Source organism: Polystyrenella longa (genome assembly GCF_007750395.1).
In the GTDB taxonomy this organism is placed as follows: Bacteria; Planctomycetota; Planctomycetia; order Planctomycetales; family Planctomycetaceae; genus Polystyrenella; species Polystyrenella longa.
On the sequence record NZ_CP036281.1, the window covers coordinates 2,195,460 to 2,209,684 of the forward strand.

Annotated in this window: 10 protein-coding genes; 7 read left to right on the forward strand and 3 right to left on the reverse strand. The window is 50.2% G+C overall.

Annotated elements, in window-relative coordinates:
- Nucleotides 1–596: 596 nt before the first annotated feature.
- Both Pla110_RS22600 and Pla110_RS08220 read left to right on the forward strand, forming a co-directional pair.
- Nucleotides 597–3,350 (forward strand): zinc-dependent metalloprotease, encoded by a 2,754-nt coding sequence (locus Pla110_RS22600; protein WP_197440587.1) that lies wholly within the window; start codon nt 597–599, stop codon nt 3,348–3,350.
- A 266-nt stretch (nt 3,351–3,616) separates the two neighbouring features.
- Nucleotides 3,617–4,513 (forward strand): hypothetical protein, encoded by an 897-nt coding sequence (locus Pla110_RS08220; protein ID WP_144995020.1) that lies wholly within the window; start codon nt 3,617–3,619, stop codon nt 4,511–4,513.
- Nucleotides 4,514–4,585: 72 nt separating this feature from the next.
- On the opposite strand, the gene Pla110_RS08225 is transcribed toward Pla110_RS08220, so the two are convergent.
- Nucleotides 4,586–5,827, reverse strand: a complete 1,242-nt coding sequence (locus tag Pla110_RS08225; protein ID WP_197440588.1) for an outer membrane protein assembly factor BamB family protein — start codon at nt 5,825–5,827, stop codon at nt 4,586–4,588.
- Between the two features lie 267 nt (nt 5,828–6,094).
- On the opposite strand from Pla110_RS08225, the gene dgoD reads away from it, so the two are divergent.
- Genes dgoD through Pla110_RS08240 form a run of 3 tightly spaced genes read left to right on the forward strand, consistent with a single transcriptional unit; the run spans nt 6,095 to nt 9,656 of the window.
- Entirely contained in the window at nt 6,095–7,273 is a 1,179-nt protein-coding gene (gene dgoD / locus Pla110_RS08230; protein ID WP_144995024.1) for a galactonate dehydratase, read from the forward strand.
- A 1-nt stretch (nt 7,274) separates the two neighbouring features.
- Nucleotides 7,275–8,690, forward strand: a complete 1,416-nt coding sequence (locus Pla110_RS08235) for an alkaline ceramidase (RefSeq protein WP_197440589.1) — start codon at nt 7,275–7,277, stop codon at nt 8,688–8,690.
- Between the two features lie 36 nt (nt 8,691–8,726).
- Nucleotides 8,727–9,656, forward strand: coding sequence for a dihydrodipicolinate synthase family protein (locus Pla110_RS08240; RefSeq protein WP_231742954.1), 930 nt, complete (start codon nt 8,727–8,729; stop codon nt 9,654–9,656).
- A 29-nt stretch (nt 9,657–9,685) separates the two neighbouring features.
- On the opposite strand, the gene Pla110_RS08245 is transcribed toward Pla110_RS08240, so the two are convergent.
- The gene (locus Pla110_RS08245; protein WP_144995026.1) at nt 9,686–10,171 is read right to left on the reverse strand and encodes a hypothetical protein; all 486 of its coding nucleotides are present in this window, start codon (nt 10,169–10,171) and stop codon (nt 9,686–9,688) included.
- A 693-nt stretch (nt 10,172–10,864) separates the two neighbouring features.
- On the opposite strand from Pla110_RS08245, the gene Pla110_RS08250 reads away from it, so the two are divergent.
- The gene (locus Pla110_RS08250) at nt 10,865–11,608 is read left to right on the forward strand and encodes a hypothetical protein (RefSeq protein ID WP_144995028.1); all 744 of its coding nucleotides are present in this window, start codon (nt 10,865–10,867) and stop codon (nt 11,606–11,608) included.
- 232 nt (nt 11,609–11,840) lie between these two features.
- Complete coding sequence (locus Pla110_RS08255) at nt 11,841–12,179, forward strand: hypothetical protein (RefSeq protein WP_144995030.1); 339 nt, start codon at nt 11,841–11,843, stop codon at nt 12,177–12,179.
- A gap of 151 nt (nt 12,180–12,330) precedes the next feature.
- On the opposite strand, the gene Pla110_RS08260 is transcribed toward Pla110_RS08255, so the two are convergent.
- Nucleotides 12,331–14,022, reverse strand: coding sequence for a SpoIIE family protein phosphatase (locus tag Pla110_RS08260; RefSeq protein WP_144995032.1), 1,692 nt, complete (start codon nt 14,020–14,022; stop codon nt 12,331–12,333).
- Nucleotides 14,023–14,225 lie beyond the last annotated feature (203 nt).

Below are 14,225 nucleotides of genomic sequence, written 5' to 3' on the forward strand. Positions count from 1 at the left end.
GAACGTGCGTGCAAATCACCGTCACGAATCTCGTTGATCAGAATGGAATCAGCCGTTGTAGGGGAGATGACTGATTGATCTTGGGCCGGGGGCTTCTAAACTTCACTTGCCCTGCTCCGATTCTCCGGTTCCCTTCATATTGCTCCGCACTGACTGTCACTTCGAATTCGACCCTTAACGCTTACTTTCAGGGCTAATTGACTGTTGCCGAAACGCAACGGATCGTTTAAGGCGGTGCGACAGGTCCATTAACGGAGAGAATTTAGGTTGTTTGGACGTCGACATAAGTAATTCGATCTGGGAAAATGTCAGAATAAGGGTGAGTAGGTACTTACCGAAAACTGCGAAAATTCCGTCACTCTGAGTATTCTGAGCGTACTTAACTAATAGAGCGGCTCGTTATGTTCTCTGTGAACCCCACCTGAATTCCCGCTGAGGCACCTTCCTGAACTCGTAATACTTCTGTTTTGACTGTTCGCCCAACACAACTGGCGAGGTCTTTCCGCAAGGTGGCGGGTGAAACTCTGGTTTCACAGAAGTGATCAACTATCGCGAATCCCCCTGCGAGACTTATCGAAATGCAAACGAGACAAACTATGATTTCTGCCCGAAGACATATGCTACCGATGCTGATTGCAGCAACCTGCTTGCTGGGATCTTACTCGACGGTTCACGCCGAAGAAGCGAAATCAAAATTTGAGACATTAACCACTGCTAAGGGGATGAAACATGTCTCCGGCATGTGGGATATTTACTACAGCGAAGAGAAGATGCTGGTGCATCTCAAATCGACCCACCTGAATAAGGACTACCTTTTCCTGACCTCCATCGCCCGGGGGATCAGCGAAGGGGCTGTTCTGGGAGGTATGAGTTGGGGCTTTGGAGACGACGTTCTCTGGAGCTTTAAAAAGGTCGGAGAAAAAATCCACGTCCTGCGTCGCAATGTCCGGTTCAAAGCGGATCCGAAAACACCTGAGGCAGAAGCGGTCAAACTTGCTTACAGCGACAGTGTGCTGTATGCCCTGCCTATTCTGGAGACGGAAAAGGGGGGCGACCTGGTCGACATGTCCAAGATTTTCATGAGTGATGACCAGGGTATTGGACGTTCGTTAGGGGCCGGATTTCGATTTGCTTCGGATCGTTCTACCTGGTCTAGTATCAAAGCATTTCCTCACAATGTTGAATTGCAGGTGGCCGCCGTGTATTCGGGAATCGGGCGCGAATTTGATACAGTTCCCGATGCTCGGGGTGTTCAGATCAATGTCCATTACAGCATCAGTGAACTGCCGAAATCATCCTACAAACCACGCGTAGCGGACGATCGGGTGGGTTACTTCCTGACTGTGCATAAGAACTTTTCCAAGAACCCCGAAGAACGTCATTTCGTGCGTTACATCAATCGCTGGAACTTGGAAAAAGAAGCTCCCGATGCGAAACGATCTTTACCTAAGAAGCCGATCGTCTTCCATATGGAGAAAACCATTCCCAAACATCTGCGTCCGATTGTGCGAGGTGGGATTCTGGAATGGAACAAAGCATTTGAAAAGATTGGTTTCGATAGTGCGATTCAAGTCGTTCAGCAAAGTGAAGATGAAACATGGGACCCAGAAGATGTTCGCTATAACACCTTTCGCTGGATCACGGCGGAAGCCGGGTTTGCGATGGGCCCCTCCCGTGTGAACCCGCTTACGGGTGAAATTCTTGATGCGGATATTATTTTTGACGCCAGCTTCCTGCGATACTGGCAAATGCGTTACGAACTCTTCTCGGCGGAATCGGCCCGGGAACTGATGGGTAGAAACTTACCGCCCAGCGTGGTCAATCGCTGGAATCAGCGGCAGGAAACCATTCTGCCAAACAATCTGGCTGTCAAACTCGAGCCGCTGCGTCAATACCAGGAATCTCTTTCGAGCCATTCGCACGAAATGGGAAATCATTCCTGTTACTACTGCAATGGTATGCAGCAACAGATGGGCTTTGCCGCTGCCGTACTAATGGCACAAGAAGATAAAGACAAAGACAAAGAAGGCGAAAAGAAGGACGAACTGCCGGAAGAGTTTCTGGAGCAGGCATTGAAAGAAGTGGTTATGCACGAAGTGGGTCACACCCTGGGATTGCGGCATAACTTCAAGGCGAGTAGCTGGAAGACTTTGGAAGAACTGTCCAATAAAGAGGCGGGTCATGAAAATGGCATTGTTGCATCTGTCATGGACTATGCTCCCGCAAACATTGCCCCGGACAAAGAGAGTCAAGGTTTATATTACACGACGACCCTCGGCCCTTATGACGAATGGGCGATCGAATATGGATACAAAGTTGATGCGGATGATAAAGAACTTCCTAAAATTGCAGCTCGCGGTCACGAGGAAGGACTCGAATACGCGACCGACGAAGATACAACTTATTACAACTCTGACCCGTTGACCAACCGGTTTGACCTGGGTAAAGACCCCTTGCAATACGTGACTCGCCAGATGAAATTGACGAGTGACCTGATCCCCAAGGTGATTGAACGGGCTTCGGAAGATGGTGAGAGCTATCAGCGTGTGCGGACAGCATTTAATATGCTCTTCAGTGAGTACTGGAGGTCAGCTATTTTCGCCGCTCGTTACGTCGGTGGCATATATGTTCATCGCGATCACAAAGGGGATTCGGAACGACCACCATTTAAAGTGGTAGAGGCAGAGAAACAGCGAGAGGCAATGGCACTCCTGATGGAGTCCGTTTTCGATTCGCCTACCTATGATTCAAAAGTACTCAACTATCTGGGACCAAGTCGCTGGCGACATTGGGGAACGAATGATTTGAATCGTCTCGATTACCCTATTCATGATCAGGTTGCCGTGATGCAGAAGCAAATTCTGATGCACCTGCTCGGGGGCTTAACCCTTTCTCGACTTTACGAAAATGAGACAAAGGTTGCCCCGGAAGAGGCGATCTATTCTGTTTCCGAACATTTACAGCTAATGGTGGATGGAATCTTTTCGGAATGGAAAGCTGCCGAAGCGGAAGGCGAGTTCAACATTCGCGCTCCTTACATCGATAGCTTCCGTCGGAATATTCAACGACAGACGTTGAAGGAACTGATTTATCTGGTGAACCAGGGACTTGAAACTCCAGATGAGACTCTTTCCGATTTCATGGAACGACTTTCGTTCGCTTCTGAAGTTCCAGAAGAGGCGAGGACGTTAGCACGTATTCATCTACAAAAACTGGATGAGCAAATCACGGCAACGCTCGGCAACGACAAGCTGAAGCTGGATGATTACAGCCGTGCCCATTTACAGGACTCTCAACTGCGAATTCGTCAGGTTCTGAATTCGACGTTTACGATTCCGTCCGTGAACTGATTCTCGCTTTAAAAGCGTGATCTTATACCAAACGCCTCCCGAGTATTCGGGAGGCGTTTTTTGTTTGTACCGGTTGTCCGTTCTGGCGAATCGGGACGGGTTAACAGGGATTTAGCGAGCAGGTTCCAAGAGATGTGGAGCACTTTGCGGGATGGTAACGGTGAGAGTCTTCCGCGACAGGCCATTCACAGCAGAGAGATTGAGGAAACCTGTTCAAAGTCGTCGATGAATCGGGTAAGTCTCTGTTTTATTGAAGGTCTTTCCCGATGGCGTTACGTTTCTTCCTGATTCCTGTTAGAGCTACCAGCTTAGTAATGGTGAGTGCGTTTTTGTTGACGCTGCTCGGCGGTTGCCAGGCTCCAGAACAGGAATATATTGAGGTGAAACGTGTTCATGAACAATTAACGCCGACTGAGATTCGTGATTACTTGAAGATTGTTTATTCGCTCCCGACTCCGAAGGTACCCGAACTGGCTCCCGCCTATGCTCCACCGGCGGACTGGGAACGAACCCGCACGTTGAGTGTTCATGACCTGGTTCTGGAAGAAGAGAAATATATTGATCAACTCTGGAATGAAGAAGTTCTTGTTCGACAACTGATGCGGAACAAACCGTTGATGAAACGGTTGAAACGGGCCCACATGACGCCGCAACAATTCGTCGGCTTTACATACACGATTGGCATGTCTCTCAGCCGAGCGACGATTCGTGATAATCAGGACTTGCGTCAGATTCTGGAAGAAGGTGGACGAGCGATGCATCGGTTGAAAGAAGATAAACGCTCTTTTTCCGTTTTGAGTGAAGAGAACGAAGAAGACATGCACATCGTTCTTCGAAATGCGATGTGGATCACCCGCGTGAATCGAGTTGAGAATTTAATGAAAGTGCCGCCGGAGAACGTCTCTCTTGTCCGCCAATATGCCAAACAACTCACGCCCATCTTCCCAGATGATTTCAAACAAAACCCACTGGATAAAGTGCAAGACTTGCTGGTGGAATTCGGGTTACCGTTCGAGGAGACCGAATTGGTGGGAACGGATGTTGATATGTCGTGGGAGAAGAGCGAGGCCCGTGTCGGATTTGACGAACCAGGCGCAGACGGGAATTCACGAGAATTACAAACAGAACTTCTCCGTGTAAAAGACGTGCTACAGAAACATTAAACCCATCAGAAGATTTCAGGGTTGCTGAGCATCTGAATCGCACTGAAACTGTATTTTACACTCTACGAGTTTTTATTCAGCCAGTTTAAAACAGAGGAACTGTTCATCATCTCGAATGAGGAAGTAACCGCGCGAGAGCGCGGGCAAGGCACGGGTGGTGCCGCTAGTGAGTTGAGCTTCGTCTAACTGTTGATACTCCGATACGTTCGCCGCCAGAAGGAGGAGAGTGCCGCTGGTATTCATGTGCAGCAACTTGTCTCCTGCAAGAATCAAGGTCGCATAACCGAGATCATCTTTCTTCCATCGTATCTCAGGCTTGGTTGGGTCCAGGCAGCACAGGACCGGGTCTCCGACATCCTGACGACCGTCGATGCCGAACAGATTGCCTTGGTAGGGAATACTGGTCGTGTATTGACTGGCCAGAATCGATTCGTCCTGCCATTCCGTCTTCAGCCCCTGTGGGGTGATCTTCCCCCATACCGAGCCCACTCCGTAACTGGCCGAGAGCAGGAAATGGTCCCCTGACAAAACCGGATTGGCGGCGTTGACAGTGGGACCACGTTTTCCAAAAGGGATGCTATCGACAACTTTGCCACTGTCGGCTTCCAATAGGAACGTCGTCATACGAGCAGAGAGCAGCACGAACTTCCTCCCCCCTGCTTCGTACAAAACGGGTGACGAATAGCTGGCGTGTTCGGATGTTGTTTTCCAGATGACTTCGCCCGTGGTTTTGTTGAAGGCGACCACTCCCGCGTCTGTGCGAAATCCACCGGCGTTGATGATGATGAGATCGTCCACGATCAAAGGACACGAACCGGGACCGAAGTAACCTTCCTGAGCGCGAAACTCCTGAATCAGGTTCTTCTGCCAGCGGATTTCTCCAGATTGCAGATCGAGTGCGGCGAGGATGCCTGAAGCGCCGTAGACATAGACAGAGCCGTTCTGAATCAAGGGAACAGCCAATGGGCCGTCAGTAGATCCAAACTGAGGCCGGAAACGGGTAGGAAAACGAGTGGTCCATTGTGTTTCGCCCGACTCAAGCGAACAACATTCGACCAGTTCTTCGTCTTGCTGGCGATGAAAAAGGATGACTTGATCGCCGAGAATTGCAGCACCGGCAGACCCGGATCCGACAGGGTGCGTCCATACTTCCAGGGGGCCGTTCGGCGGAAAGTGATTTGGTAGCTTTTCATCAACGGCGATCCCATTTCGATCCGGCCCCAGAATCTGTGGCCAATCCCCTGCTAACGTTGTCTTCGAGAATCCGAAAAGAACGCAGAGAAGAACAGCGAAAAGCTTTACATGGTTGATCACGAGCAGATTCCTGTTGACGAAAAAAGTATCTTGCGAACGAAGTTTCAAATTTGATCTTCGAGTTTTTATGAACGATTTGCAAGCGAACCCCTCCGACATCGCATTCAACCTCGTTCACTTCGGCTTCCTGTAATAGCAGGATTTTTCCGGGTACACTTTTGAAGCGGCGGCAATTTATCTAGGGTTGGTAGACTGGCCTTGGTATTGTGGCCAATGTAAAATACGGCCTTTATTGAAAATTCCCTCTCTCTCGATCACGGGATTGTGATGAAAATTGAACGGATAGAAACGCTTGTTTGCCATGCCCGCATGCGGAACTGGATCTTCGTGAAAGTGGTCACGGACCAGCCCGGTCTCGTGGGTTGGGGAGAAGCAACACTCGAATGGCACACTCGCAGCGTGGTGGGTGCGATCGAGGATATTTCTCAATTACTGGTGGGGCAGGATCCCACCCGAATCGAATACCTATGGCAAATGATGTGGCGGCAGCATTTCTGGCATGGCAACGGTATCGTTCGGGGAACGGCTATCGCCGGTATCGATTTGGCGTTGTGGGATATTCTCGGCAAGGTCGCGAACCTTCCCTGTCACCGACTGTGGGGTGGTCCCGTGCGCGACTACATTCGTTTGTACTGCCATCTGGGCGGCGGTAAAATGGAAGACTTCTATAATACACCGATTGACGAGGCGGCTCGCTTCGGAGACTTGGCGCAGGCGGCGGTGGAGAATGGCTATTCCGCATTCAAGTCGATGGCCGTACCTGCAACTGCACCGATCGAAGGTACGAAACCAATTCGTGCTGCAGAGGCCTGCGTCGCCGCAATGAAGGATGCTGTCGGAGATGACGTGGACATCATGGTGGATTGCCATGCCCGCCCTTCTCCGGCGATGGGGATGCAGTTTGCGAAAGCTCTGGAACCTTATGATCTGTATTTCTTCGAAGAACCCTGCTGGCCCGAGCAAGTCGATAGTCTCGCGGCTATTAACGCGGCAGTGCGAACACCGATTGCGACGGGCGAACGCTTAACGCATCTGGCAGCATTCAAAGAACTATTCGATAAACGCGGATGCGAAATTTGCCAACTCGATATCACACATTGTGGTGGTTTATCAGAAGCTCGAAGAATCGCGGCCCTCGCGGAGTCACACCGGATCGCACTCGCTCCTCACAATCCACAGGGGCCGATCAGTACTTCCGCTTCGATCGAGTTCGGTTTTTCTCAGCCAAGCTACATTATCTGCGAGTCTGTAAATAACGATGTTCCGTGGCGATATGATGTTGTGACGGAAGGTTACGTAACTGACGAATCGAACCGAACTGTGCGTCCGTCGGACAAACCGGGCTTGGGAGTCGAAGTGAACGAAGAAGAAATCAAAAAACATCCGTTCGAACAGGAGTTGCCTCAACGGCAATTCTATGCCGACGGTAGCGTGGGAGACTGGTAGGATGAAATCATCACCTGAACTGAACTGCGGCGTCGCTGGCTTCCAGGCCCGATTCGGAATCGCCCGTGTCGAGATCACTCCACCGATTGGAATTTACCTTCGGAACTGGGGTGCTGCCAAATTTGATACGGCCGACTCTATACATCGCCCCCTGTATCTGACCGCGTTGACGATATCATCGTTGGACGATGAAAGCACAGAGCCACCGTTGATTATGGTGAGTGGTGATCTTGGCTGGTGGAAATCAGCGTCGCTCTTTGGAGAGATGCAGCACCGCCTACTGGAGCAACTGGGCTGTCCTGAAGAGAACTTCTGGTTTGCGTTAACCCATACGCATGCGGCTGTACCGCTGCAACCAGCGAATGCTTCGCTTGAGGGTGGCGAAATGATGGGCGATTATCTGGCTCTACTCGAAAGCAAGATTGTCGACGTTGCGAAAATGGCTCTTTCCGATTCCAAGGTGGGGATTCTCGACTGGCATTATGGGACCTGTAATCTGGCGAAAGTTCGTGATCTTCCCGATAGGGAAAATCCAAGTGAAAAAGTCAGTTGTGGTTTCAATCCTGAATTAGAACCGGACGATACCCTGCTTGTTGGTCGAGTGACATGTGAGGCAGGAAAGCCGTTGGCGACCATCGTGAATTATGCTTGCCATCCAACAACTCTGGCCTGGCAGAACCGGGCAATCTCTCCTGACTATATTGGAGCGATGCAGGAGGTTGTTGAACGGGAGACCGAGGGAGCGCTTTCGGTATTCCTACAGGGGGCTTCCGGCGAAGTGGCACCACGTGAACAGTATACGGCGAATTTAGAGATCGTTGATCGGCATGGACGTCAACTGGGTTACTCTGTACTGGCAATCTTGGCCGATATGCATCCCCCTTCCAGTCGCTACGAGTATCAGCAAGTGGAGCCGTCGGGGGCACCTTTAGCCGTTTGGGAATACAAATCGATTCCGCCTCGCACCGACCGGACCTCAATCAAGCAGGAAATTTCTTTACCGCTAAAGTCATGGCCGACTGCGGATGAACTGGCGCAACAGGCAGAGAGTTCGCCTGACCGATTCCAGCAGGAACGCTTATACCGACAACGTGAGATTCGAATGTATGTTGGTGACCATGATCAGTGGCCACTTCCTGTCTGGTGCTGGCAACTGGGTGAAGCCGTATTGATGGGGACAATGGCCGAAGGGTATACCGTTCTGCAACAAGAACTACGCGATCAGTTCAAAGATCGGCATGTTGTCTGTATGAACTTGCTCAACGGTTCAATCGGTTACCTCGCCCCGGTCGAGTTGTACGATCAGGATATCTATCAGGTATGGCAATCCCCTTTCGAAAGGGGATCGCTGGAGCAGTTGATTGGGGGGGTGGCAGAGATGATCCAGTCGTTACCCGTTGGCGAAGTTGCGAAATAATATTCTGAGATGGTCAGTGAGAGAAACGGAAAGTAAATGATGACAAGTACCGAGAGTACAGACGCGCTAATAGATGTCTTACCGATTTTGCATACCCCCTTCACTGCTGAAGATGAGATTGATCGGGAAAGTCTACAGAAGGAGATCGATTTTTGTTTCGATGTCGGATCGCAAGGAGTCTGTTCGGCAATGGTGTCAGAGATTCTCCGATTAACACCTCGCGAACGGGAAGAGCTGACGGTCATGATGGTGGTCGCTGCTCGGGGCCGCGGACCAGTGGTTGCCAGCGTTGGGGCAGAGTCGACGAGGGAAGCAGTCTACTATGGGGAAGTCGCTGTGGAGGCGGGCTGCGCTGCCGTGATGGCGATTCCACCAATCAATTGCGCCCTTCCTGAAGGCGCCTTGTGGGAATACTACACGACTCTGGCGGATCGAATTGAGTTGCCTCTGTTCGTGCAGGATGCTTCGTCGTATGTAGGACAGGAAATACCCGCGAGCTTTTATCTTCGACTGCTCGAAAGTTATGGTCCCGAAAAGATTCTGTTTAAACCGGAAGCGGCACCGCTGGGTCCCAAGCTGACTGCGTTTCATAAATTGACGGGAAACAGAGCGAAGGTATTTGATGGTTCCGGTGGTTTGTTAATGATCGACTGTTACCGTCGTGGCTTAACGGGCACCATGCCGGGATGCGACATGCTGGCAGGGATCGTCGCCTTATGGAACGCACTCAAAGCAGGTGACGATCGTCGTGCTTACCAGCTGTATTTCCCAATCTGTGCGTTGGCGACATTGCAGATGCAGGCGGGACTGGATGGTTTTCTGGCGATTGAAAAGTACCTGTTACACAGACAGGGAATCTTCGAGACAACGTTTCGCCGAAAGCCGTACCGGTGGGAACTTGATGAAGGGACGCGCGAGGAAGTCGACCGCTTGTGGGACTATCTACAGGCCGCAATTCAAGCGTAATCAGAAATCGGGAGTGGTTCCGGCGGAGCTTATTCTTTTTCCCAGTCACTTGAATCAAAGTCGGGAAGATCGAGGCCGAAATCGTCATCGAGTTCGGGTGGGTCGAAGCTCGCTTCTTCATTAGCCTCGCCAGGGACGATGTCTTGAATGAGCCCGCGCTGTTTCAGAATATCCGTAATGTTCTGGACGTCACCTTCATCGAGCTGACTTTCGGTCAATTGGATGAACTCGCTTAACAACAACGGAGCAGGAACCGAAGGACGCTCTGGTTCCGCGAATTGCAGGGATCGAATCTGAAAATTGTCCCAGATGATGTTGTAGATGAAACAGGGTTCTCCCGAGAGGCGATAAGCTCCGGGTTGACTGTCCCAATACCGCGTGCTCGGAGTTCCCAACTGGCCGGTGTACAGCTTTCGCTTACAGTTCGGACAGACTTTACCGAATGGACTTGCCTGAGTTTCGGGTTGCTGATGAATCAGGCACCAGGATGTCGTTTGGGTACTTGCATTGCTCATGACATCCATGCTAACTCAGCGCGCGAACCATTTTCCAGTCCCCATTTCCAATCTCAGCCCGATTTTAAACAGTCGTTGTGAAAACCCGTATTACCTTGACTAACTTCACATAATGAACGTGTCTACGGCGTGTTTAGTATGAGTAAGAGCCGAGAGGTATCATCCTTACCAGATATCAAGACTATGTACTCTAATTGGTAAATCTTTTGTAATCCAAATCGGCGTCATTATAATGAGTTCTGATTTTGATCGATTCAGCAACCTGATGATTTCCATCAAGAGGGGCATGACCACTCCTGAAGCAGGCGAAGATCGGCAGTGAGTCGCGACCGGCAGGAGACGATTTAAGATTTGACAGACTCGCGGTACTGGATCTACAATGGCTGCGTCTGCTTAGAGGGATAGTGACAGCCGCTCGTAGGCTGAAGAGGTACTGGTTGGTCTCAAATTGACATAAGAACTCGCGAGTCCGGTCGGCGATGCGTAGCTGCAAGGAGCGAGTTGTCTTTCTGAAAATAGATAAAAAATCGAACAGAGAATGGCGGCAGTGAATAGGGCCATGTTAAGAATTCATTCGTCGGAATGAGGATTTTCCTGATGTTTATCTTTGAGGATTCTGTTTATGACAGGGTTGGCAATCGTACATTATCGAATGTTTGTGTGGTCGTAGGATTAATATTGGGAGTATGTACGATGGCTGATGCTCAGACAGCGAAGTCAGAACATCAGGAACTAAAAGAGGTTCTGGATCGAACTGTGGAGTTAGCCAATTCAGTCGATTCCTTTGAGGCGAGCACCTATCTTGAGACGACTGGAGAACCGCTGGTTGTTGCCTATCGATACTCTGAACTGCTCCACCGGTTGTACTTTAAGGAAAAAAACATTCCTTTGATGGTCTCATTAGGAGAGGCGGGCATCCGTTTCTCTCTTCGGGAAGCGGGGCGTTGTTCTAAAAGCGATGCTGCGCAGTTCAGGCATTTGAAGGGACTCGCAAAAACGATCGCATACAACTTGGGGGCCAATACATGGCCGGGGTGGGATGAACCTGGAATTGAGATCGACGCCTTTGTCTTGCAGGCAGGATATCATGCAGCCAGTTTGAATCGTCGATTGGCGAAGGAGTTGAACCGTGGTGAAGAGGTTTTGGCGAATGCCGAATGGTTGGTCGGAGCGCATCAATTGGCTTCTAAGGCTTATGCATCGGCTGAGGTCAGCTTTCAAAACACGGCTAATCTGTTCCGTCAAGTCAATAAGCTAGACGCGGCCCTGATGGCGGAAGGGTATGTTGCGATCACCCACATTCTGGGTCCGAATGAAAACTCGACCGGTATTCAGGATTGGGCTGAAGTGAAGAAGAAGTTGTCGGAAGTCGATTCCGATGATGCCCGGTTCTATATTGAACAGATCGAGATAGCTCTACAGGTTTTCGGGGAGTAAGTAACAGTTGCTCAGGCGATGCTTTGATGGACTGGCATGATGGCCGTCACAACCGGTACGACCTGAACCTTTTGCCGGTCTTAACTGACTTTCGCTGTTTTCCCGAACTGTTTATCCGTCGCGCGCGGAGTTTCTGGGGCATATTCTCTCTGTAAGCAACGAGTCCTCAGGCACGAAATTGTGTCAGGAAAATCCCCCTTTCCGCGTCCCCCAGCATTCAGAGGAAACTATCATGCCTGCCGCAAAAAAGAAGGAAGCGACCCTCAATATCAGTCGTCGAGTTGAGAACCGAAGAGCTAAACCAGAACAGCGGGATTCAGACGAGTCATTTGAAGGTGATGAAGTTCGCTCGACGGAACGACGTAAGGGAGAACGTCGCCGACAGATCGATCCAACGACTTGTGAACGCGACTATACGAATCACGAAGTCGACTTCATGAAAGCGATGGACGATTACAAACGAAAAAGTGGTCGTCAGTTTCCAACCTGGAGTGAAGTCCTGGAAGTGCTGTATGCCATGGGGTATCGCCGGGTTGAAGAACCAACGGAAATTGAGATTATCTCTCGCTAATTCAGCAGAGAAATTAACAAGGAAACCATTTGGAGTTTCCATGCAAATAAAAAAGGGAGCCTGATCCGGCTCCCTTTTTGTATGCGCTCATCTGAATTGTTTTGACGATCTTTATTGAGTGTAAAGCAAAATGAAGGTGTAGAGCTATTTATCAGTTTTGTACACGACCGAAAGTCATCAAAGTAATATCGTCATTTTGTGGTCGTCCGTTGGCGTGGGTCCGGACGTCTTTCAGGATTGTTTGGGCAAGGCTTACTGGCTCTGCTGAAGATGTCAGAATGGTTTCCTTGAGCCGTTCAATGCCGTAGAGTTCGTTATTAGCGTTCATCGCCTCGCTGACACCGTCTGTATAAATAACGAAGACTTCACCTGGTTCCAGTTTGCGGGTGACGACTTCGTATTCAAAGTCTTCCAGTACGCCGATGGGAATTCCGACTTCACTTTCGCCCAGCTCTTCGAGAACACCGTCAGGTTTCTTGATCAGAGGTGGCATATGGCCCGCGTTGGCGAGCGACAGGGTGTTTTTCTTAGTATCGATCACCAGGAGGACAAAGGTGACAAAACGCCCTTCTACAGCGTTGCTGCACATCAGGTTATTGATCCGCTTGATCGCTTTGCGTACATCTTCAACGAATCCCATCGTAGATTCGACGACACTCGAAATTCGGGACATCACCAACGATGCAGGAACACCCTTACCGGCAACGTCGCCGAAGGCTAAGCAAATCTTCGTGGGCGAGAGCCGGATGGCATCATAGTAATCGCCACCGACTGCCTGGGCTGAATCGTACGACGCGTAAAATTCATAACCGTTGATTTCGGGGAAGGACTTTGGCAGAAGGGCATGCTGGACATTACGGGCAATATCCATTTCCCGGTCCTGACGCTTCTTCTCCATATAACTGACCATTAAGGTCGCGTTTTCATAAGAGAGCGCTGCCTGAGCGGCGACGACGTTCAGGAGATCGAGGTCTTCTCCTTTGAAACGATGGAGCGGATTCTGAGTATCGATGCTGATCACGCCTTGGGGGTTCCCTTGCAGATCGAGCATGGGGACACACATCATCGACCTGATCGTCAGATCGGAAATCGAGGCGGACGATTCGAAGCGAGAATCACTGGAGGCGTCTGCGGAGAGAATTCCCGCTTTTTCTTCCAGAACTTTGTTTAAGATTGTTTTACTGAGTCGGACGGCTTCGTCATCTTTTCCACGTCGAGTTTTATACGCGCGAGGAAACATTTGAGCGGTTTGTTTGTCTTTAAGAAGAATGCAACCGCGGTCGGCATTGGGAAAGACTTCAAACAAAACATCCAGAATCTTCGGTAGAAGAACTTCGAGATCGACGGTTCCGGCCAGAGCGCGACTAATCTCGATGATGCCTCGCAGTTTTTCTTCTGGCTGGGAATCAAAATCGATATAGGTGCCGGAGTTTTCGACCGTATCCATGATGGTCGGTTGCTCGGCATCGTCAGGAGTGAAATCGAAATCGATTGACAGCAAAGTGCCGTCCGGAACTGACGAGAGTAACGGAATCGGAGCTGTTTTGTTCATGGCCTGAGTGGAGTCGAAACGAAACAGAATTGGTCCGATTTTGACTCGGTCTTCATTCTTGATCGCGGTCGGTTGATTGACCCGCTGCCCATTGATGAAGGTACCGTTCCCACTACCCAGATCCTCGATGAACACCTGACCGCCATTTGTGTAAACGCGAGCATGCCGACGGGAAACCATGTCGGAATTGAGAAAGATATCGCATTCCGGATGACGTCCGATGGTCAATTCGTCCCGAGAGAGCTCGTATGGAACGGCCTTACCGCCTTCCAGGAGCGTCAGCTTGTTCATTCTCTCTCATCCTTCGAAGGAACGAAATGATTCATCATTCGTACAGAAATGGGGCGTAGTTCTAAAGAGTGGAACCAGGCGGAACGGATTCGCATTCGATGTGGTAATTCAGAAAAAACTGAATGCGAATCTCATACTCGATTCTAAATGGGTTTTTAAGCGTATTCAACCAGCGAGCGGCTGACTGGCCATGGAATTCAGAG